The organism is Spiroplasma endosymbiont of Cantharis lateralis, from assembly GCF_964030855.1.
Classification (GTDB): domain Bacteria; phylum Bacillota_I; class Bacilli_A; order Mycoplasmatales; family Mycoplasmataceae; genus Spiroplasma_A.
Genome location: NZ_CAXIQF010000008.1, coordinates 190,598 through 213,074, shown reverse-complemented (window position 1 = coordinate 213,074; position 22,477 = coordinate 190,598). Strand labels below are relative to the sequence as shown.

20 protein-coding genes and 2 pseudogenes are annotated in these 22,477 nt (G+C 26.2%); 19 read left to right on the top strand and 3 right to left on the bottom strand.

The window, feature by feature from the left end:
• From map to AAHM99_RS03175, 17 genes are all read left to right on the top strand, one after another.
• Entirely contained in the window at window positions 1–774 is a 774-nt protein-coding gene (gene map / locus AAHM99_RS03255; protein WP_342275314.1) for a type I methionyl aminopeptidase, read from the top strand.
• Window positions 774–1,001, top strand: coding sequence for a translation initiation factor IF-1 (infA, locus tag AAHM99_RS03250; RefSeq protein ID WP_053946570.1), 228 nt, complete (start codon window positions 774–776; stop codon window positions 999–1,001). The genes map and infA overlap by 1 nt, the downstream gene beginning before the upstream one ends.
• A gap of 60 nt (window positions 1,002–1,061) precedes the next feature.
• Window positions 1,062–1,175, top strand: coding sequence for a 50S ribosomal protein L36 (rpmJ, locus tag AAHM99_RS03245; RefSeq protein ID WP_020834730.1), 114 nt, complete (start codon window positions 1,062–1,064; stop codon window positions 1,173–1,175).
• A gap of 64 nt (window positions 1,176–1,239) precedes the next feature.
• On the top strand, window positions 1,240–1,605 hold the full coding sequence (gene rpsM / locus AAHM99_RS03240) for a 30S ribosomal protein S13 (protein ID WP_339030139.1): 366 nt from the start codon (window positions 1,240–1,242) through the stop codon (window positions 1,603–1,605).
• A 17-nt stretch (window positions 1,606–1,622) separates the two neighbouring features.
• Complete coding sequence (gene rpsK / locus AAHM99_RS03235) at window positions 1,623–2,012, top strand: 30S ribosomal protein S11 (RefSeq protein WP_339030141.1); 390 nt, start codon at window positions 1,623–1,625, stop codon at window positions 2,010–2,012.
• A gap of 9 nt (window positions 2,013–2,021) precedes the next feature.
• The gene (locus AAHM99_RS03230) at window positions 2,022–2,975 is read left to right on the top strand and encodes a DNA-directed RNA polymerase subunit alpha (RefSeq protein ID WP_339033991.1); all 954 of its coding nucleotides are present in this window, start codon (window positions 2,022–2,024) and stop codon (window positions 2,973–2,975) included.
• Window positions 2,976–2,992: 17 nt separating this feature from the next.
• Window positions 2,993–3,352, top strand: a complete 360-nt coding sequence (rplQ, locus tag AAHM99_RS03225) for a 50S ribosomal protein L17 (protein ID WP_053946566.1) — start codon at window positions 2,993–2,995, stop codon at window positions 3,350–3,352.
• 104 nt (window positions 3,353–3,456) lie between these two features.
• On the top strand, window positions 3,457–4,263 hold the full coding sequence (locus tag AAHM99_RS03220; protein WP_342275313.1) for a pyrroline-5-carboxylate reductase family protein: 807 nt from the start codon (window positions 3,457–3,459) through the stop codon (window positions 4,261–4,263).
• A 101-nt stretch (window positions 4,264–4,364) separates the two neighbouring features.
• Window positions 4,365–5,567 carry an energy-coupling factor transporter ATPase gene (locus AAHM99_RS03215; protein WP_342275312.1) on the top strand — a complete coding sequence of 401 codons (1,203 nt, stop codon included), beginning with the start codon at window positions 4,365–4,367 and terminating at the stop codon, window positions 5,565–5,567.
• 317 nt (window positions 5,568–5,884) lie between these two features.
• Complete coding sequence (locus AAHM99_RS03210) at window positions 5,885–6,784, top strand: energy-coupling factor transporter ATPase (protein ID WP_425288803.1); 900 nt, start codon at window positions 5,885–5,887, stop codon at window positions 6,782–6,784.
• An 18-nt stretch (window positions 6,785–6,802) separates the two neighbouring features.
• The gene (locus AAHM99_RS03205) at window positions 6,803–7,702 is read left to right on the top strand and encodes an energy-coupling factor transporter transmembrane component T family protein (RefSeq protein WP_342275310.1); all 900 of its coding nucleotides are present in this window, start codon (window positions 6,803–6,805) and stop codon (window positions 7,700–7,702) included.
• Window positions 7,703–7,711: 9 nt separating this feature from the next.
• A complete protein-coding gene (truA, locus tag AAHM99_RS03200) occupies window positions 7,712–8,449 on the top strand; it encodes a tRNA pseudouridine(38-40) synthase TruA (RefSeq protein ID WP_342275309.1) in 738 nt (245 codons plus the stop codon).
• A gap of 332 nt (window positions 8,450–8,781) precedes the next feature.
• Complete coding sequence (locus tag AAHM99_RS03195; RefSeq protein WP_342275308.1) at window positions 8,782–9,480, top strand: hypothetical protein; 699 nt, start codon at window positions 8,782–8,784, stop codon at window positions 9,478–9,480.
• A gap of 39 nt (window positions 9,481–9,519) precedes the next feature.
• Window positions 9,520–13,926 carry an ABC transporter permease gene (locus AAHM99_RS03190; protein ID WP_342275307.1) on the top strand — a complete coding sequence of 1,469 codons (4,407 nt, stop codon included), beginning with the start codon at window positions 9,520–9,522 and terminating at the stop codon, window positions 13,924–13,926.
• A gap of 150 nt (window positions 13,927–14,076) precedes the next feature.
• A complete protein-coding gene (locus AAHM99_RS03185) occupies window positions 14,077–14,847 on the top strand; it encodes a DeoR/GlpR family DNA-binding transcription regulator (protein ID WP_342275306.1) in 771 nt (256 codons plus the stop codon).
• 74 nt (window positions 14,848–14,921) lie between these two features.
• Window positions 14,922–15,356 (top strand): RpiB/LacA/LacB family sugar-phosphate isomerase, encoded by a 435-nt coding sequence (locus AAHM99_RS03180; protein WP_342275305.1) that lies wholly within the window; start codon window positions 14,922–14,924, stop codon window positions 15,354–15,356.
• A 1-nt stretch (window position 15,357) separates the two neighbouring features.
• Complete coding sequence (locus tag AAHM99_RS03175; protein WP_342275304.1) at window positions 15,358–15,858, top strand: RpiB/LacA/LacB family sugar-phosphate isomerase; 501 nt, start codon at window positions 15,358–15,360, stop codon at window positions 15,856–15,858.
• Between the two features lie 137 nt (window positions 15,859–15,995).
• Here the strand turns inward: AAHM99_RS03175 and AAHM99_RS03170 are convergent, their stop codons facing one another.
• The 3 genes and pseudogenes from AAHM99_RS03170 to AAHM99_RS05650 all read right to left on the bottom strand — a co-directional run bounded on the left by AAHM99_RS03170 (window position 15,996) and on the right by AAHM99_RS05650 (window position 19,289).
• On the bottom strand, window positions 15,996–16,298 hold the full coding sequence (locus AAHM99_RS03170) for a hypothetical protein (RefSeq protein WP_342275303.1): 303 nt from the start codon (window positions 16,296–16,298) through the stop codon (window positions 15,996–15,998).
• Window positions 16,299–16,712: 414 nt separating this feature from the next.
• Window positions 16,713–17,894: pseudogene (locus AAHM99_RS03165) on the bottom strand (transposase family protein); the annotation flags it as partial.
• Window positions 17,895–17,936: 42 nt separating this feature from the next.
• Window positions 17,937–19,289: pseudogene (locus AAHM99_RS05650) on the bottom strand (transposase family protein).
• A 318-nt stretch (window positions 19,290–19,607) separates the two neighbouring features.
• On the opposite strand from AAHM99_RS05650, the gene AAHM99_RS03150 reads away from it, so the two are divergent.
• Window positions 19,608–20,306: a hypothetical protein gene (locus tag AAHM99_RS03150; RefSeq protein ID WP_342275299.1), complete on the top strand. Its 699-nt coding sequence runs from the start codon at window positions 19,608–19,610 to the stop codon at window positions 20,304–20,306.
• A 132-nt stretch (window positions 20,307–20,438) separates the two neighbouring features.
• Entirely contained in the window at window positions 20,439–22,475 is a 2,037-nt protein-coding gene (locus AAHM99_RS03145; protein ID WP_342275298.1) for a lipoprotein, read from the top strand.
• The last annotated feature ends 2 nt before the right edge of the window (window positions 22,476–22,477 follow it).

Sequence of the window (22,477 nt, the reverse complement as noted above, 5' to 3'; positions counted from 1 at the left end):
ATGGCTATTACAATTAAAAATGCTGAACAAATTGAAAAAATGAGATATGCTGGAAGAGTTCTTGGAGAAGCCTTACAAGAGCTAAAAAAAATGATTAAACCAGACATTAATTGCTTGGAATTAGATAAATTTTTTATAGATTTTATTACACAAAAAGGTTGTACAAGTAATTTTAAAGGTTATGGTGGATTTCCCGCGCATATATGTATATCAATTAATGAACAATTAATTCATGGAATACCTAGAAATAGAATATTAAAAGATGGAGATATTGTATCAATTGATGCAGGATGTGTTTTTGAAAAATATCATGCAGATGCAGCAATAACTGCAATTTGTGGTAACTCAAAAGATAAAAAGTATGATAAACTAATAGAGTTGACTGAAAAGTCACTATACTTGGCAATTGAGCAGGTAAGAGCTGGTGTACGCATCGGAACTATTTCTTCTACTGTTCAAAAATTTATTGAAGAAAATGGTTATCATTTGCCAACAGATTATTCAGGACATGGTATTGGATTGGAAATGCATGAAGATCCCTTTGTTCCTAATGTAGGAATAGAAAATACTGGAATGAGATTAGTTCCAGGAATGGCTATTTGTATTGAACCCATGGTTCAAATAGGAACAGATAAAACTATTGTGGCTGATGATGATTGAACAGTGTCATCAAAAGATGGTAGCATGACTGCCCACTTTGAACATACTATTTTGATCACTGAAGGAGATCCAGAGGTATTAACTTTATTTAAAACCAAGGAGGAAACAGAATAATGGCAAAAGAAGATTATTTAGAAGTGGATGGTACCGTTTTAGAGGTACTACCGAATGCTACTTTTAAGGTGAAATTAGAAAATGAAATAGTTATAGACGCCCACGTGTCTGGTAAAATCCGAATGAATTACATTCGCATCTTACCAGGAGATAAAGTTACTGTTGCAATTTCACCATATGACCCAACACGTGGAAGAATTACATATCGTTTTAAAAATGGTAAATAAGTAATTTCAATCAACAATGTAAATATAAATTAAGTACACAAAATCAGGAGGTTAGAAAAGATGAAAGTAAGATCATCTGTCAAAAAAATTTGCGACAAGTGTCGTGTAATAAGACGTAAAGGCCGTGTAATGATTATTTGTGAACAACCAAAACATAAACAACGACAAGGTTAATTATTTTATTAATATTTATTAATAAAATGAAAAAAGGTTAATCTTATTAGAAAGGAAATTAATAATGGCTCGTATAAATGGGGTAGAAATACCTAATGAAAAAAGAGTAGTTATTGCTCTAACTTATATTTATGGTATTGGTTTAACAACTTCACAAAAAATCCTTGAGGCTACAAAAGTAAGCGAAGATACAAGAGTTAAAGACTTATCAGAAGAGAATATTAAATCAATCTCTCAAGAAATTTCTAAGGTAAAAACTGAAGGAGATTTAAGAAGAGAAACAGCATTAAACATTAAACGTTTAATGGAAATTGGATGTTACAGAGGAATGAGACACAGAAAAGGACTTACTGTTCGTGGACAGTCAACTAAGACAAATGCACGTACAAGAAAAGGTCCTCGAAAAACTGTAGCTAATAAGAAAAAATAGTTAGAGAGGTATAAACTATGGCAAATAATAAACAAAACAACAAGAAAAAAGTTAAAAAGAATATTGCTAAAGGTATAGCTCACGTTCACTCAACATTCAACAATACAATCGTAACTGTTTCAGATGAAAAAGGTAATGTTATAGCTTGATCAAGTGCTGGAGTAATGGGATTTAGAGGAAGTAAAAAATCAACACCTTATGCTGCTCAGTTAATTGCTGAAGCTGCTGGTAAAGGGGCAATGGACAATGGAGTTAAATCTATTGCTGTTGAAGTAAAAGGTCCAGGCCCAGGAAGAGATGCTGCTGTTAGAAGTTTACAGGGTATCGGATTAGAAATAACTTCAATTAAAGATACAACACCAATTCCCCACAATGGAGTGCGTCCACGTAAACGCCCGAGAGGTTAATAAAAGAATATGAAACAATTTTCAAGACCAGAATTTAAATTATTAAAAGAAGAGAAAAACAGAAACTATGGGGAATTTAAAGTTGAACCTCTTGAAAGAGGATTTGGAACAACTCTTGGTAATGCAATTAGAAGAACATTAATTTCTTCAACACCAGGAGCTGCTGTTTATGCAATTAAAATTGTAGGTGCAGCCCATGAATTTACATCAATAAATGGAATTGTTGAAAATGTAAGTAGAATTATTTTAAATCTAAAAAAATTAGCTTTAAAAATAGATTCAAAAATATTTGAAGATGAAGAGTTTGTTGAATTAAAAGTTAGTTCTACAAGAGTTGGAAAAATAACTGCAGGAGATATTAGTTTACCTACTGGAGTTGAAGTTATGAATCCAGAATTACACATATGTACAATTGCAGATGGTGGAGTTTTAGATTTAACTTTATTTGCAAAAAACTCAAGAGGTTATAGATCATTTAAAGATAATAAAAAAGAAAAATTAGTTGCAGATGCAATTACAATCGATTCAAATTATTCTCCAATTGTTAAAGTTGCATATCATGTAGATGCAACAAAAATTGGAAAATCAGTAGATTTAGAAAAACTTGTTTTAGAAGTTGAAACTGATGGAACTGTTACTGCAAGTGATGCAGTTGCAACAGCTGCAAAAATATTAGTTGAACACTTACAATTCTTTGTAAATCTAAATGACGAAATTAATGAATTAAATGTAATTGGGGCAACAAATGAAGAAGATGAAAAAGAATTAGATCGTTTAATTGAGGATTTAGACTTTACACAAAGAAGTTTAAATTGTTTAAAAAGAGCAAGCATAAATTCATTGCGTGACTTAGTTTCTCGTACTGAAGATGATATTCAAGAAATCAGAAACTTGGGTAGAAAATCATTAAAAGAAATTAAAGATAAAGTTGTTCAATTAGGATTAACTTTTAAACAAGACTAGAAGGAAGGTGTAGTTATATGTCATATATTCAAAAAAGAGGTAAAAACACTGCTTGAAGAGTTGCTTTAATGAGAAACTTAACTACAGAGCTAATAATTTCAGAAAGATTAGAAATTACTGAAACTAGAGCTAAAGAATTAAGACAACACTTTGACAAAATGGTTACACTTGGTAAAAGAGGTGACTTACATGCTCGTAGACAAGCTGCTGCTTGATTAAGACATGTTGATGCTTCTGAAAAGGAAACTGCATTACAAAAATTGTTTTCAACAATTGCAAAAAGGTTTAAAACAAGAGAAGGTGGTTATACAAGAATTCTTAAATTGGATAACCGTCGTGGTGATAATGCACCAATGTGTATCATAGAGTTAGTTTAATTATTTATACTAAAAAAAGCTCCTAAAAGGAGTTTTTTTATTTATTTGTTTTTCTTTGAATACACTATTATAAAAAGATTTATAATATATGAGGAGGCATGCTTATGAACAATGTTTTATTTATTGGTTTAGGTCATATGGGATCATCTTTGTTTAAAGGAGTGCTTAAAAATAAGCAAATTAAGGCAAATTTTTATGGTTATGATACACTTAAGGACTTAGAAGAAAAAGTAATAAAATCTGTAAAAGGTGCTCATTCCTTAAATAATTTAGAAGAAATAGTATCAAAAAATATAAACTATATTATTTTTGCTGTTAGGCCAATTGATTTTGATAAAGTATGTCAAAATTTAAAAAGCTTAGACTTAACAAATAAAACTATTATTTCAATGGTTAATGCTATAGAAATAGAAGAAATTAAGTTAAGATTTGAAAAACAGAAAAATTTAAAAATTATAAGAATAATGCCAAATATGAATGCTTCAATACAAAAATCAGTGACAGCTATTGCCTATAATAAAGCTGCAAAAGACGAATTAGACTTTGTTATTAAAATGTTTGAAAGTTGTGGTATTGTAGAGGTAATTGAAGAAAAAAACTTTGCTACTTTCACAGCAATTTCTGGTTGTCTGCCAGCTTATGTATTTACTTTTTTTAAAGCAATTACAGATTATGGTATTAAGAATGGTATTGAAAAGGAAAAAGTCTTTAGAATTGTTGAACAGTCAATAATTGGAAGTATTAACAATGCTGCCAATTCGCAGATGGAATTAAAAGAAATGATTAAAAGTATTTGCGTTCCTAATGGCTCAACAATTGAAGGTCAAAAAGTTTTACAAGATTATAATTTTGAAGAAATTATAAAAAAATGTCTTCAACAAGCAGACAAATATTCTAAGCCAATTAAGTAAAAATCTGTCTGCTTAAATATTACTAAATTATATTTTTTATAATCTAATAATGTTTAAATATTTATATTTGATATAATAATAAATGTATGAGAGGTAATACTATGTCAAGCAACAATTTAAATGCAACTGAAAAATTAAATGAATTCAGGCTTAAACTAAATGAACATAATGATAAGTTAATTCGAGCAAGTCAAAAAATGATTATTGCAAGAAGTAAGTTTTCTAGACGTGAAGTTGATATGGATTTTGTTAAGGCAACTGAAAATGAGTACAAAATAATAAAAAAAGAATTTAAGGAAGTTTCTGATAATAGCTTCTTTTTTGACAATGTAATAAAAGCAAAGCAAGAATTAAAAAAAGCCTCTAAAAACTCAAAAGAATATTGAAAATTATTTGAAGAGTATAAGTTAGCAGTTTTTTTATATAAAGAATCAAAAATAGCTATTAAAGACAGAGGTCATGGAGGATTACTTTCAAAGTTATCTGATACAGCTTTAAAACTTGAAAAAATTAAGTTTAGATATAGAGAAGGACATCCTTTTGCAGTTAATGGAGTTAGTGTCGAAATTAAACATGGTGATTATGTAGCTATTATTGGGCATAATGGTAGTGGTAAATCTACACTTTCAAAAATTATTATTGGGGTTTTACAACCAACAGTAGGTTCTATTGAAGTATATGGAAATAAAGTTACAAGAAATAATATAAATATGATTCGTAAATTTTTAGGTATTGTCTTTCAAAATCCAGATAATCAATTTATTGGTTCTACTGTAAGAGATGATATTGCATTTGGATTAGAAAATAGAAGAATTGCTCCTTCTAAAATGGCAGATATTATTATGAAATCTGCTAAAAAAGTAAGAATGGAAGAATTCTTAGATCACGAACCTTTAATGCTAAGTGGTGGTCAAAAACAAAGAGTTGCAATCGCTTCTGCTTTAGCTTTATCTCCAGATATATTAATTTTTGATGAAGCAACAAGTATGTTGGACCCAAAAGGAAAAAATGAAGTAAAAGAAATTATGGTAGAATTAAAAAATACAAGAGAAAAAACAATTTTTTCTATTACTCATGATATGGATGAAATTTTAAATGCTGATAAAGTTATGGTTATGAATAAAGGTGAATTAGTTAAATTTGGTTCACCAAAGGAAATACTATCTGAAAAAGAATTCTTGAGATCTATTCATTTAGATATTCCTTTTGTAGCACAAATTGAAGAGGCTTTGCAAAACGAGGGGCTTAAAATCTCTGGAAGTGCAAATTTGGAAGAGTTGGTGAAAAATATATGTCTCAAATAAAAAGAATGTCACCAGAACAAAAAGCAAAAGCTTTAGCAGAGAAAAAAGAACATAAAGTTGAATATAAAATTCATTTAAAAGAATTAAATGAAAAGCAAAAGCATGATAATAAAAGCAGAAAAAAAAGACACAAAGAAGTAAAAAAATTAATTAAAGAAGATAAAAAAAATCAAAGCCAATATCAAAAAGAAATCAAGGCAGATATAAAAAAAGATAAAGAATTAATGCCTCAAAGAATTAAAGAAGTTAAGCAATGATATATAAGTCAACCTAAAAAAGACTCTTTAGTTAAAAAAGAATTTAAAAGAAAACTTAAAATGGTAAGTCAACCAAAATGAGATTTTAATGGAGAAATTAAATTTGAGTCAGTTGCTTATACATATAGCAAAAACTCTCCGTTCGAATTCAGAGCTTTAAATGGAACTGATTTAATTATTGAAGAGAAAAAAATTACAGCAGTAATTGGTATGACAGGTAGTGGTAAATCTACTTTAATACAATTAACTAATGGATTATTAGTAACTGAAACTGGACGAACAAAAATTGGAGACTTTCAAATCCCTGCATCTACTAAAAAAATTAAGCAGGTTAAAGAATTAAGAAGGGAAGTAGGATTAGTATTCCAATTCCCAGAGTATCAGTTATTTCAAGATACAATAGAAAAAGATATTTCTTTTGGACCAATTAATCTAGGAGCAAATAAAAAGGAAAGTTTTGAAAAAGTTCCTGACTTATTAAAGATGGTAGATTTACCAGTAGATTATGCTAAAAGAAGTCCATTTGATTTAAGTGGTGGTCAAAAGCGTAGAGTTGCTATTGCAGGAATTATTGCAATGGATGGAAATACACTTGTTCTTGATGAACCAACAGGTGGTTTAGATCCTCAAGGTGAAGAAGACTTTATGAATTTATTTAATAAATTAAATAAAGAAAAAAATAAGAGAATTATTATTGTAACTCATAATATGGATCATGTTTTACAAATTGCAGATCAAGTAATTGTTATGCATAAAGGTAAAGTTATTTCAAAAGGAACTCCATTTGAAATTTTCTCTAATAATAAATTATTAGAAGAAATTGAAATAGAACCACCAAAATTATATAAACTTGCTCATAAATTAAAAAAAGCAGGTCTTGATGTTACAAAAACTGAATTTAGATCAGTTGAAGAACTTGCAAAAGCAATAAAATTAGCTGTTAAAGCTAAAAGAAAATAGGTAAGGAGAAATTCAATAATGAGAATGGTATTTGGTAGATATATGCCCTATAATTCAATAATTCATAAAATGGATCCAAGATTGAAACTATTTATGATTATTTCATTAATTGTTGTTGTATTTTTGCCTATTGGCTATACAGGTTTTGTATTTACAGCAGCTTTTATTTTTATGATGTATATTATAAGTAAATTAAGTTTCAAGATGTTAATTAAGTTATTCTTTCCAATAATATTTATATTTCTGGTCTTAATTTTAATTAATATATTTATGTTAAAACCGAAAGGTTTTGAAGATCTAGCAAATGGAGTACATGATACGGGTGCTTATGCTTATGGTTACATTTATAAATGAAAAGCAATTTGTTTTTCAGAAAAAGCTTTATATTCAGCTTTATATATGACAATTAGAATATTTCTAATGATTACTTTAACTACAATTTTAACAGGTACAACACAGCCTTTAGAATTAACACTAGCTATTGAAGATTTATTATGACCTTTAAAATTAATTGGGATACCTGTATATATTTTTTCAACAATTATTTCAATTGCTTTAAGAATGATTCCAACTTTAATTGATGAAGCAGGAAGAATTATGAAAGCTCAATCTTCAAGGGGAATTGACTTTAAAAATGGAAAATTGATTGATAAGGCTAAATCAATGACTTCTTTAATTATTCCTTTATTGGTATCGGCTTTTCAAAAAGCTGAGGATTTAGCTTATGCAATGGACTCAAGAGGATATGATCCTCATGCCAAAAGAACAAGATATAGACAAGTAAAATTTAGATTTTTAGATGTTATTATCTTTACTCTTGGAATGGGTGTATTTGCAACTCTTATTTGTTATATAAATATCAGTTCATTTCAAAATATGGTACAAATTCCTAGAATTGATACAATTCTATTTTCTTAATAAGTAACAATGTTTTATTATTTATTAACTATTGAGTACGATGGAACTGATTTTTGTGGTTGAGCTAAACAAAATAGACAATTAACTATTCAAGGTGAAATTGAAAAGTCTATAGCAAAAGTAGCTAAAAACTCTATATTTAGAATAGTTGGAGCTTCAAAGACTGATTCAGGAGTTCATGCAAATGATCAAAAGGCATGAGTAGAATTAAACTTTAAGCCAAATATTGATGGTTTTTTAAAGGCATTAAATAGAAGTTTAGCTTTGGGTATTCAAGTAAAAGATATGATTCCCATAAGCAAGGAATTTAGAGTTAGAAACTGTAAAGAAAAAATTTATGAATACAAAATAAACTTAGGAAAAAATAATGTTTTTGAAAATAGATATTATTTTTTGCCAAAGAATTCATTAAATATTTTAAAATTAAAAGAGGCATTGAATATTTTCGTAGGTAATCATGATTTTTTAAATTTTTCAGGTTTAAAGAACGATGAAATAAATTTAATTAAAACAAAAAGAAAAATTAATTCAATTGAATGTGATTTGAATAATGATCTATTTTTGATCACTTTTAAAGCAAAGGGCTTTATTAGATATCAAATTCGAATGATTGTAGGAGCTTGTATAGCTTACAGTTTAAACAAAATTAGCTTAGAAAAAATTATAAATGTTTTAGAACTAAAAGAAGAAAAAATGCCATATATTGCAAATCCTGAGGGACTTATTTTAAAAAAGATTATTTATTAACTACTTTTTGAGGTATTATTTATTTAGGTCGGTTATTGTGAACTTAAATACACCAAAAAATGAGTAATAGATATTTATTAGTTTATCTTTTTTGAATAAGTTTTCTTAACAAGAAGGAAAAGGTATGTAATAAATTTCTTTTACAGTAAACCGACTAAAATACGTTTTAAACGTATTTTTTTTATTTTCTAATTAGATATATTTTTTAAAAATTAACTATCAAATGATTTATTTTTAAATAGTTTGCAGTAATTGCTCAACACCAAAAGTTTGTTATTTTTATTTAAAATGTTATTATAATGTTAAAGAAAAGATTCTGTAGGGGAGTTTATATGAATAGTTGTAATAAAAAAAATGTAAAAAAACTATACTTGTTATTTGTTTTAACACATCTAATTATTATTTTTGCATCAACTTTTTTTAAATATTCAAATGATAATTTCTACATTGCAATACAAATTACATGAATAATAAATACCGTAATAATTAGTTTAATATGTTTTTGAATAGTTATCGAATCAATGGTTATAATTCATATGCTTAAAAAAAGTTTTATTGGTTTTAAGACGTTTAAATGTTTTAAAAGATTTACTTATTTAAATGAGTTTTTTAATTTAATATTAATTACAGTGCCAATTTTTATTTCAACTGAATATCAAGCTGTAGAATATTTTTGAGATTCAAATCAAACTATAATTAATTTAGAGTTCTTTTTAATAGTTTCATTTACTATAATAGTTTCATTTACTTGTGTAATTATTTCACTAAATATAGTTTATGAAAAAATAATAAATAAAATAAAATTAAAAATGAGTGAGCAAGTATTTTTTAATTTTTCAAAAATAGCTAAAAGAGAATCATTTTTTGCAGAATATTCAAATATCACAAAAGCTTTATTACAAAAAATTGAGTTAGAATTTGAAACAATTTTAGAGAAAAATTATTTTGTAGAAGAAGTTGTTAATTGGAAAGGGAGTTCTCATCTTAAAATTTTTAAAAAAGGAGTTACTCCTCCACTAAACATTTTTTAATAAAAAAATAATTATCAATTAATAGGAGGAAAACTAAATATGAAGGGAATTAGACTTTTACTAAAGAATGCTTTTAAGTCGGCTGGAAGAAATAAATCACAAATTATAGGTTTATCACTTTTAGTTATGTTGGTATCTTTAGTTATATCTGTTTTAGGAGCAACTTCAACTAGAGTAGTTGGAGCTTATAATTATTTAAATACACAATCTAATTTAAGAGATTATGTTTTAGATATTAATTTAGAAGATAAAATATTGGAACCTGATGAGAATGGTAAAGATATAAAGGAATGAGAAATTGATAAAAAACTTGCAAAAGATGATATGCTCTATCAACAATATATTATGAATCAAATTGCACTTAAATATGATTTGGATGTATCTTTTACTGAAGCAAGATTAATATCAGGTTTATATGGTAAAAAAGGTGATATTAGAATTAAAGCAATATCAAAAATTAATTCTGATTTAAATAAGGGTGTAGATAAACTTGTAATTTCAAAAGGAAGATCTTTTAAGGGAAATGCTAAGGAAGTTGTTATTGGTGAATCTTATGCTAAACAAAATGGAATTAAGACTGGTGACATTGTTAGAATAAACTCTGATAAATATGGAAATGATTTATTAGTTAAAAATACACAAGGTAACTCAACTGAGGTAAAACAACTTAACGAAGATTTAAAAAATATGAAAGATGTTCAAACTTTTTTAAATAGTAATAGTTATAAAAACCAGGTTTGATTCGAAGTTGTTGGAATTGGAACATCAGCAGATTTTACAACTCCAATAATGGATGAAACAACAATAATGCCAAACATTAATAATGAGGTTTTAATGTACATGGATCCATCATGAATGGGATATGAAAGTAATGCATATGATTTTACAAAAGTAAAAGAAGAAGAAACAGCAAAAACAGAAGTTGCTCAAAAAAATATGGCCTCATATATTGTTTCAAATGCAAAAGTAGTTGTGACTTCTGAAAATGATAGAGAAGCCTACATTTCTGTAAAATCAAATAATGAAAGTAACAATGAACTTTTAGATAATCTAGAAAAAGAATATAAAACTTGAGCAGATATTAAAATAGATAATAAATATATATTTGTTTCAAATGACCCATTATATAAATTCTCAGCTAGAATAACAACATTTAAATCAATTATGACAGGTTATAATTCAATGGCAACAGGATTAATAGTTGTTATAGTTGCAATTGCTGGTTTTACAACAGTATTAACAACTAAAAAACAAGTAGAATTACAAAGTAGACAAATTGGATGTTTAAAATCATTAGGATATAAAAAGCGAGAAATTGTTAATAACTTTATTGCGCTTCCATTAATAGTTTCAATCCTTGGAGCTCTATTGGGATATATTATTTCAATATTTATTGAAACAATAATTGTAAGTATATTTTCAAATTACTTTAATATTGCTTTCTTCGGATTTCAGTTTAATATTGTTTCGTTTGGTTCAAGTATTATTGGTTTATGAATTGGTTTAACATTATTGGCATTTATAATTGGTTATTGAACAATTAGGCTACCAGCTCTTACTTTATTAAAAGGTGGAGATGATAAAGTAATTAATAAATTTTCAATGTATATTAAGTCTCTATTTTCAAAAAGAAGTTTTAATCCAAGATTAAGAGCAGCTCTGCTAACAACTTCTTTAGGAAAATTGGTAGGGGTTAGTGCAACTATGCTTTTAAGTGCAACTCTTATTACAACAACAATTGTGGCCCCAAAAGTTATGAAAGATAATATGACAGCTACCTTCAATGGAATGAATTATGAAAATATGGTTGAATATACTCAACCAATTGCAAATAACCCATGATCATTTCAAAGAACATATAACCCAAATTGAGATAGTGAAAAAGAGGGCTGAGGGCAATATGACGAAGAACTTTTAATAAGAAATGCTGGATACAAAGATAATAGTATTGTGGGACCATCTGGTTTCACAAATGGTTGAACTGCTTATCCAACAACTAAAACATCTGACAATAAAACTGTAATTGATTGAGAAAAGGTTTATTCATCTTTGTTAAAAGGAGATATTAGTCCATATTATTATACTTATGATATAGCAGCAGATGATAAGTTTTTCTGAACAGAATTTTCTTATTTAAATTGAAAAAATATGTCAACCAAATTACTGCAAAATTTGGATAGAGCAGAAGTAACAAGTTTTTTAGGTGGTGCAGAGGCTTTATCTCAACTGCAAGCACAATGACCAGATTATACTAAATTGGTAAGTTTGGATTTAGCATCTATGTCTAAACCACAATTGACTATTGAAGATTATAAGGATTATAGTAAACTAATGATTAAGTTTTATAGTAAGTATATAAAAGGTCTAAAATTAAATTACAATAATGAAAATAAAAATAAAGGTATGATTATTACTGATGATAAAGGAACTTATATAAATTATAAAAAGGCTAAATCAAAAATGAACTCTGTTTTTAAAAATAAATATAATAGTAAACCATCAAAATCAGGTGTAAATCAATATTGAGATCAAGGTGATAATGCTAACGATTTAGTTAGTTATATGGAAATAAATGAAAAGGAAACTGCAGCATTTAATTTTAAATTGGGGAATAAATTTGTTAATCCTTTAGATATCAATGATAGTGATATTGATGAAATTAAGGATGAAAAAACAATAAAAAATTTAAATACAGCTTTAACTTTATGATTTGGATCAGTTATGGATGGAAGAATGGGTATGGCAATACTTCAAACAACATATACAAGATCACCTTATTTTGTTCAAGAATATTTAAAAGCAGCAATTGAAAATGAATCAAATTATAATATAACATTTAATTTGATTCCTTATGATAATAAACAAGATGAAATTGGAACAATGATTAATACAAAATTCAAAACCAAAAATGGTAAAACAGAGAATGCTAAAATATTTGGTATTGATGCTGATTCAAAAAGGGTGTCATTAATTAATCAAAAAAATAAGAATTTAAAAAATGAATTATTTTTAGAAAATGATAGCAACACAATCCCTTTAATAATTAATGAAAGTTTTTATAAAAAGATAAATAAAGAGGTTGGACAAAAAATATCACTTTCAGTTTTAAGAGAACTGCTTGCAAATGATGAAGACTTTTTAACTTTAGAAAATGATATAAAATATGGTCATAATTTAGTTGATGGAGATAGAGTTAATTTTAAAAATGAATTAAGAACACAATCAACTTATGCTTATTATACTAATGGTGGCTCATATACAAATAGTTCATCAAATAAAATCCCTTTAGCAAATCCAGTAGATTCTTCAACAATTGATGGTATTAAAATTGCTGCAAACTGAGCAGAAGATGCTACAAAGCCAATTGATATTTATGAAAAATATAAAAATGGTAACATTAGAATAAATTCAAAATATGATGATGTTGAATTTGTAATTGCAGGAGTTCAAAATGGTTATGGTCAACCCCAAGGTTGAATTTCAAATGAAAATGCAAATAGAATAATGGAATATGATAAGGTTAAAAAATATAACTTTGAAAATTGATTTGCAAGAGAATATCCTCAGGGTAATCCATTATATAATTTTGTTGAGTTTTCAAATAATGATGAAGAAAAAATACAGGGAACTACATTAGAAGAATTTATTCAAGAAGTTTATAACCATAATAGAACGTATGAAGACTTTATAGCTAATGTACAAAGAAGTAAAAAAGGATCAAGTTGAAGAAATATGAATCAACTTTATGAAAATTTATATCCTGTATTTAATTATAAATATAGTTATGATAGCAATATTGTGGACTTAACTCAGGGATTTTCAGTATCATCAAAAATTGGTGACTTTAGTTCAGTTGGTTTAAATGGTAGTTTTGAAACAATGTCTGTACCTTGTCCAGAAGAAAATTCTACAAGAGATGATGAAAATCAATGTACAGCAGTAAATCCTGAAAAATTTAATCAGGGTTATGGAATTGGAACACTTTCAACAATGTTACCAAAAGAACAAACTAGACAAATATTAGGTCAAGTTACTGACTTAATAAACTTAATTATTATTATGTTTATCACAATAGCAATTATTGTTTCTGCAACAATTATTCTTTTAACAACAAGTTTAATTATTTTTGAAAATAAACAATTTATTGCAACAATGAAAACACTAGGATATTCAAATTCTTATGTTGTAAGACAAATTTTAGGAATGTATATACTACCAATTTTAATTATGTATGTCATTGGTTTTATAGCAGGATGATATATCTTTGTAATAATAGCTGATTTCTTAGCTTTAAATACTGCATGAGTTTTACCAGTAAATTTCTCACTGTGATTGCCATTTACAGTATTTGCAGTTATTGCAACAATTTATATAGTAACTTTTGCAATTGGATGAAAAAATATTCAAAAAATTAATCCATTAGAAGCTTTGAAAGATAAAGATTAAAAACTAATCTTATATATATTTATATATAAGATTTTTTTATTTTTTAGAAGACATAAATTAGAGGTACTTAATCATTAATAAAAACTATTGTGTAAATAAAAAAAGCTTAAATTAATATTATTCTAGGTTAAAATTATTTTGAGGTGCTTTATGAAAAACCATAACAAGGCAGAACGTATTAATATTTACTTAGCAAATCTTAGTGATCAAATAAATCTTAATATGAAATCTTTTATTGAAATAGGACATGATTATAATATTCCCGAGATAACTGTTAGAAGGGATGTTAGATTTCTTGAGAAAATGGGATATATAAAAACCCACATGGGTTTAATTAATTTCTTTAGAAATAAGGACTATGAAATTACTAGAGCTGAAAAATTGCAAACAAATAAAGAAAAGAAACAAAAAATTTCTATTAAAGCAAATGAACTAATTAACTCATCTGAAATATTTGTAGGTCCAGGAACAACTTGCGAAACTTTTGTAAGATCTATTACAAAAACTATTGAAGTTTTATATACCAATGGAATGGAAATAGCAAGAATAGCTAACAACTCACCAAATGTTAAAAATGTTGTTATAATTGGTGGTAGGTTAAGACCCCAATCAACTGCAATGTGTGGTCCAATTGCTAATCGAACATTAGAAAGCTTAAAATTCTCTCAATCCTTTATAACTGTAACTAATCTGGATAAAAATCTATATCTATACAATAATCATGAAGATGAAGCAGAGTTTGTTAATAATTTGATTAACTTAACAAATGAAACTATTTGTTTGATAGATTCAACTAAAATTAACAAAGTTGAAAAGGGAAATTTAATATGTAATATTGAAAGAATTAATACTTTAGTATTAGATGAACCTTTAGAAAAAGACTTACTAAACAGAATTTCCAAAACTACAAAAGTTGTTTAAAATGATAAAAAATGATAATTTTTTATCATTTTTTATTTTCCTGTGTTAATCTTTAAGTGGAAAGGAAAGTATAAATGAACAAAATTATAGTATATATAAATAATAGAATAGATAAAGAGTATGAAAATTTTTTATTAGAAAATATTAAATCAAAAAACTTTGATATTACATTTCAAAAGGAGATCAGTATATTTAATGACTTAAATAAACTAAGTGATAATTTAAGTCAAAAAAAATTAGATAGAGTAATTGTTATTGATGATTTTGGAACTTTACCATTTATGATTATGGCTCAAAAAAAAGGAGTTGTAGTAGCTCAAATATCAGATTATCATTCTGGGAAGATGACAATTCAACATAATAATTCAAACGTCTTATCATTAGGCTTTTCTATAATAGGTAAAGAGAATATGTTAAATGTAATTGAAGCATATTTAAGTGCTACTTTTGAAGCTGGAATACATATGGTAAGAATTAATATGTTAGAAAATATGTTGGAGGGACAATAAAATGAGAATTGCAATAGGATGTGATCACATTGTTACAGATATTAAAGATAAAATAATTGAGATGTTAAAAGCTAATAAAATTGAGGTAATTGATTGTGGAACTAATGATTTTAAAAGAACTCATTATCCAATATATGGTCATCAAGTTGCTGTAAATGTAGTAACAAAAAAAGCTGACTTTGGAATTGTAATTTGTGGAACTGGAGTTGGAATTACAAATAGTGCTCAAAAAGTTAAAGGAGCAAGAGTAGTTCTTGCCAAAGATGTTTTGACAGCTATTGATGCTAGGCAAAAATATGATGCAAATGTAGTTGGTTTTGGAGGTCGAATTATTGGTATTGGTTTAATGTATGAGATTATTGAAAGTTTTATAGAAGCCAAGTATCTAGGTAAAAATGATGCTTTAATTAATCAAATTGATTCAATTGTCGAAAAAGAAAATTACGATAGTAAAATTTTTGATGATGAGAAGCACAAGTGAGATCAGGGATTTTATAATTAACTACTAATTTACAAATACATAACATGAAATCAAGAATTATATTTAGTATAGTAGTAATTATTAAAAAAATATAATCTAATCATAGGATTTGAGTCATGTAGGTAATAAACGATTATGTCCTAAAATAAAAGATTTATCTAATAAAATAGATCTTGTATTCTTTCTTTCTCTATCAAAAAAAATTTATTTATTTGCTCTCCAAGGAAAATCAATTTTGGATATTTTAGTAGGCTGAAAATACTAATTAAATTGAGTTTTTTATTTGCATGTAAATGCTCATCTTCAATTTGAATGAGAATGTAAATATCATTCCCAATTAATGTATAATGTTCTTTATTACTTATCTCCATAATCATTAATTTTAACTTTTTCTTAAAGTAAATTGGAGTAAAACTTTGCTTATAAATCACTGATCTTTTTAAAATTAATACTAGAATCATTATTATTAATTTTTTTCACTTCAATAAAAAAACTTGGTCAAATTTTCTAGTTATTAATTCTAATTGAATTATAAGGGTCTAAAAAATCTTGATTGTATTCTTGAATAATATGGGGCAAATAATTATTTAATCGTTCCATATTTTTAAATCTAAAGTTCTAATTACTTTATTTATATTATTTGCAAAGTCCCAAAAGTTTTTTCAACTAATGCTTTTTTAAGGGCCAGAAGTCGTTTTGCATTTACTCCTAAGGAGTGGAAAAATAAATTGTAATTGATTATTTTAAGACACTATCATTAAAGAGATTGCCATTCTTTTTACTCTAAAAACATTTTGATTATCAGTAAAATTAATTTTTGGTAAATCTTAATGTTGTAGATAATAAGCGATTATGTCCCAAAATACAAGATTTATCTAATAAATAGATCTTGTATTTTTTCTTTTTCTATCAAAAAAATATCAGTTAGTTGCTTTTCAAGGAGAGTCAATTTTGGGTACTTTAGTAGTTTCAAATTCTTCATTAGATATTGTTTTAACATTTCCATGTAAGCGTTCATCTTCAACTTGAATAAGATTGTAAATGTCATTTCCAATTAATGCATAATTTTTTTTATTTATTGTTTCCATAATCATTACTTTTAACTTTGGTTTAAAGTAAATTGGAGTAAAGCCCTTACATATAAATCACTTATCTTTTTTAAAACTAATACTGTGACCATTATCAATAATTCCTTCACTTCGATAAGAGAAAACAATGTCTTCATCTTGATCAAATTTTCTAGTTACTGATTCTAATTGGTCTAAAGGTATTGAAAAATCTTGATTGTATTCTTGAATAAGATGGGGTAAATAATTATTTAATTGTTCAATATTTTTTAAATCTAAGAGTCTAATTATTTGAGGTCATCTTCTTTGCAATGTTCCAAAAGTTCTTTCAACTAATGCTTTTTCTTGGGGGATTGAAGTTGTTTTTGTATTTACTCCAAGAGAGTGAAAAATAAATTGTAATTGTGTATTTGAAACGCTATCACCAAAGTGATCAGGATTATTTTTACTACTAAAAACATTTCTATTATCACTAACATTTAATTTTGGTAAACCGTAATGTTTAAAGACTTTTTTATAGATATTGTAATAACTTTCAGTAGTTTCTTGTTCACTGAAATAACCTGCCAAAATCCTTTTACTAGCTTTATCAATTACAATATGCAAATGACATTTTAAGTTTTTAATCCATTGATGATTTGAAGCATCAGTTTCATAAATTTCTCCAAACTTTACAATTTTCTTTTGCGTAGGATGGGGTTTGCTTGTTATAATTGACTTTGAAAGATACTCGATTGTTAAATTTTCTTGGTTTGCGGCCTTTAAATTTTTACGAATATCTTTTTTTGTTTTTCTGTTAAGAGTCTCAATTAAAATATTTTCTTCTATTAATATGTGCCTAATTGCAGAGTAACTTATTCTCTTTTTTCAATTTAGTTCTCAATAATGTTTAATACTAAAGTCATAATATTTTGCTTGAAATAATTCAATTATTTCATCTTTAAATATTTGTTGAATTTTATTTACAGGTATTTTATTGGTATTTTTATGATGTAGATAATAAGCGATTATGTCCCAAAATACAAGATTTATCTAATAAATAGATCTTGTATTTTTTCTTTTTCTATCAAAAAAATATCAGTTAGTTGCTTTTCAAGGAGAGTCAATTTTGGGTACTTTAGTAGTTTCAAATTCTTCATTAGATAGTGTTTTAGCATTTCCATGTAAACGTTCGTCTTCAACTTGAATAAGATTGTAAATGTCATTTCCAATTAATGCATAATGTTTTTTATTTATTGTTTCCATAATCATTACTTTTAATTTTGGTTTAAAGTAAATTGGAGTAAAGCCTTTACAAATAAATCACTTAGTTTTTTTAAAACTAATACTATGACCATTATCAATAATTCTTTCACTTCGATAAGAGAGAACAATATCTTCATCTTGATCAAATTTTCTAGTTACTGATTCTAATTGGTCTAAAGGGATTGAAAAATCTTGATTGTATTCCTGAATAAGATGGGGTAAATAATTATTTAACTGCTCAATATTTTTTAAATCTAAGAGTCTAATTATTTGAGGTCATCTTCTTTGTAATGTTCCAAAAGTTCTTTCAACTAATGCTTTTTCTTGGGGGATTGAAGTTGTTTTTGTATTTACTCCTAAAGAGTGAAAAATAAATTGTAATTGTGTATTTGAAACACTATCACCAAAGTGATCACGATTATTTTTACTACTAAAAACATTTCGATTATCACTAACATTTAATTTTGGTAAACCATAATGTTTAAAGGCTTTTTTATAGATATTATAATAACTTTCAGTAGTTTCTTGTTCGCTGAAATAGCCTGCCAAAATTCTTTTACTAGCTTTATCAATTACAATATGCAAATGACATTTTAAATTTTTAATTCACTGATGATTTGAAGCATCAGTTTCAAATATCTCTCCAAATTTTACAATTTTCTTTTGCGTAGGATGGGGTTTGCTTGTTATAATTGATTTTGAAAGATACTCGCTTGTTAAATTTTCTTGGTTTCCGGCCTTTAAATTTTTACGAATATCTTTTTTTGTTTTTCTGTTAAGAGTCTCAATTAAAATATTTTCTTCTATTAATATGTGCCTAATTGCAGAGTAACTTATTTTCTTTTTTCAAGTTAGTTCTCAATAATGTTTAATACTAAAGTCATAATACTTTGTTTGAAATAGTTCAATTATTTCATCTTTAAATAACTGTGAAATTTTATTTATAGGTATTTTATTTGTATTTTTATGAATAAAAGCTTTTGCTCCAATTTCTTAATATTCTTTAAGTTTTCTTCTTGTGTGTCTAACACTATAACCTAATTTAAAGGCTGTATCTTTAATAGAGTCTTTTCTTAAAGATAATTGTTTAATTAATCTTAGTTGTTCTTGTTTCATGGTATTTAATAGTAGTCCTTTCATAAAACCTCCATTTATTGATTATAAAGGAGGACAAAGTCGCTTGTTAATATGTAGGGACATAATCGCTTATTACTCATAAATTGAAAATATTAAAAAATTTATTTTTTAATATTTTTTTAGAAAATGTGCTAATATCTAGTTAGAAATAAAAACATTGCAGTTTTTACACATATTCTTGTACATTTGATTTAAATTGGGATCTATTTCCAATATTTAAATAAATCAAATCCCCCAATTAATTTACACGGTCTTATATTAATTAAACTTGCTTTTGACTTTTTATGTTGTTAGAATTAAAAAAAATAGGAGAAATTAAAAATGTTAAAGATAAGAAATCTTAGTAAAACTTTAATAAAAAATACCTTTGTATTATCTTTACTTTTATATTTTTATTTGTCTACAATCTCTGAATTTGAAGTCTTTTTAAATAATAAAGCAAATATAATTTTTAATAGTTTTAACGTTTTTTTAAATACAATATTTATGTTTATTTTACTTCTTGTTCTAACAATTGAATTTAGTAAATTTATGTATTATATTGAGATAAATATAGGTAATACTAAAAATCTAAAATGAGTAATTAAAAGAGATAATTTAGTATCCTTATCTAAATTAGCTGTTTTAACTTTTCCTTTTGCAGTTATTTATTTAGTTAAATTTTTTACAAAACAAACAAGTGTATTAGAGTTTGAAATTATAATTTTATTTTATGCATCAGCTGCAGTTCTTTTAATCATTACTTTAATTACTATGTATATTGCTTATAGTTTTATTGTAAAAAGAAAATGAATTAATACTTATGAAAAAGAGTATAACTTTTTAATGGAATCAATTTATTTTAACTCAATGTTCCTTGATATTTTAAACTTTGATCAAGATAATTACTTTATTGAATTAAAAAAAGAAATTGATATATTTTTAGCAACTAAAAATGAAGAAAATAATATCTTGTTTAATCATCATTTAGCAGTATTTCTAAATAATACAAAAAAGGCAACAACTCCACCTCTAATTTAATATATTTATTTGAAAAGCTATTTATTAGCAAACTATTTAAATAGTAATTTTTATTATACTCAATTTATATTTTTATGATATAAGAGTAATTTTTTAAATACCAAAATATATTAAAGAAGGAGAAAAAAATATATGAAAAAATTATTGACAATATTAGCTGCAACAAGTTTGTTTGCAACTTCATCAATATCAGTTGTAGCATGTGGGGGAAATGTTGGTAAAGGTGGCGAAGATGACACTCTTCCAAATGCAAATTTTGAATTAGATAAAAAGAATATTGATATTTATAGTAATGAAGTTGGTTATATAAATATAACTAACTGAAGTATTTTAAATAGTAAATCAAGACCAAGTGTATTTACTTATAGTGAAGATGGCATAGTTCAGGTTACAAAAAGCTTAAAAGGTGATCAACTTGTAATTACACCATTATCACAAAAAGTTGGCTCAGTAAAAATAACAGTAGCTTCTGAAGTTCATTCAGTTGAAATAACAGTAGAGGTTAAAAAAATAGAGCAAGAGTCTAAATTTAAGTTAGAAAAAAACTCTTTGAGTATGAAAACATCTTCATCAAGTTATATTAAAATTACCAATTGAGATGCTCTAGAAGAAAGTGCAAAACCAGATAAATTTGAGTTTGAAAATGAAGGACTGGCAAGTGCTTCTTTAGATAGTGCAAATAAAAGAATTAAAATGGAAACAAAATCACAAGTGGCTAATAATTTAAAATTAATAGTTACTTCAAAAGATAATAGTCATTTTGAAGAAGTTCTAATTACTATTGAAGCTTCAAAGTTTAATTTAGCTCAAGAAGGTTTAATTTTAAATATAGCTGCAGGAAATATGCATAATGGTTTAATTGATTCAAGTATTGCTGTAGGAAAAGAAGGTTTCACAATAACTGATGAAGCTATTATTAACGGATTTAATACTATGAACAATTCAAATATAGACCAAGAAGAGTTAGAAATTGATAGAGAAGGAGAAGGTACTACAGAGGGTAATAATGGAATTGGAACTTCTGTAATTATAAGAGCAAAAGCAAATAGTGAAGTTGTAGAAGGTGAAACACTTTTATTACTTAATCAAAATATTGATCCAAATGAGTATTTTGCAAATAAAAATTTGGGAGAAATTAGATTATTTGCAGGAGCTTATAATAGACTGCCTGAAGTATTAGAATCAAAAGACGTTATAAGTTTAGGCGCAATTATTTTCGAACAAGTTGGTGCAAAAAACACTCAACTAGAATATGTAAAAGCGAACTTTATACAAAATCTTGGAGAAGCTGGTAAAGCAATTATGCAAAATGCCAAAACTACAGCAACTACTTTCCAAATTACAAATATGCCAACTCTTGGAGGAATATTTAAAGAGGGTATAAATGTAGAATTTACATATAAATTTGTATTAGAAGATAGAATAACATTATTTGAATCTTTACCAGAAAATAAAAAAGTACTTGTGGATGCAGATAAATTGACTGATAAATCTAAATCAGCTCAAAAAGGAGCTAAGGAACAAATTTATAATCAGTTAAGCGAAAAATTTAAAAATAAAATTAGTCTAAATCACTTTATTGAATTTACAAATATAATTTTTGATACCTATGAAGTTATTACTCCTGGATTAATCTCAACTAGTATTCCAGTAGACTTTAAATTTGATGTATTGCCTGGTTCAGATAAATTGTATGCTCATGATGGTGCTGCATGAAATGGTTATATTAATGCCAGCGGATTGGCAGGTACTGCAACTGATGGTGGTAATTTAGAAAAATATGAAGATAATAAAAAGTTTGATGAAAAATATACAGCAGGAATGGGTGGATTTACTATTGGTGGATCTACTAGTGGGAATTTTTATCAAGGGCATAATATTATGGAGTTAAATCAGAAATTAACTACTCCAATTGAATATCAAACAGTTAAGAAAAACGAAACTAATAATTTAAACTTTGGTTTAGAAAATATGAAATCTGAATATAAAGTTACAGTTCAATCAAGTGATTCGAATGTGGCTTCTGTAAACTTAATAAAAAATGAGAATTATCAATATGTTATTGAACTTACAGGGAAGAAAACAACTGGTTGATTAACAAAAGAACCTACTATTAGTATTAAAGTTAATGGATTTACAACACATACATTTAAAGTAAAAGTAAACTAAGA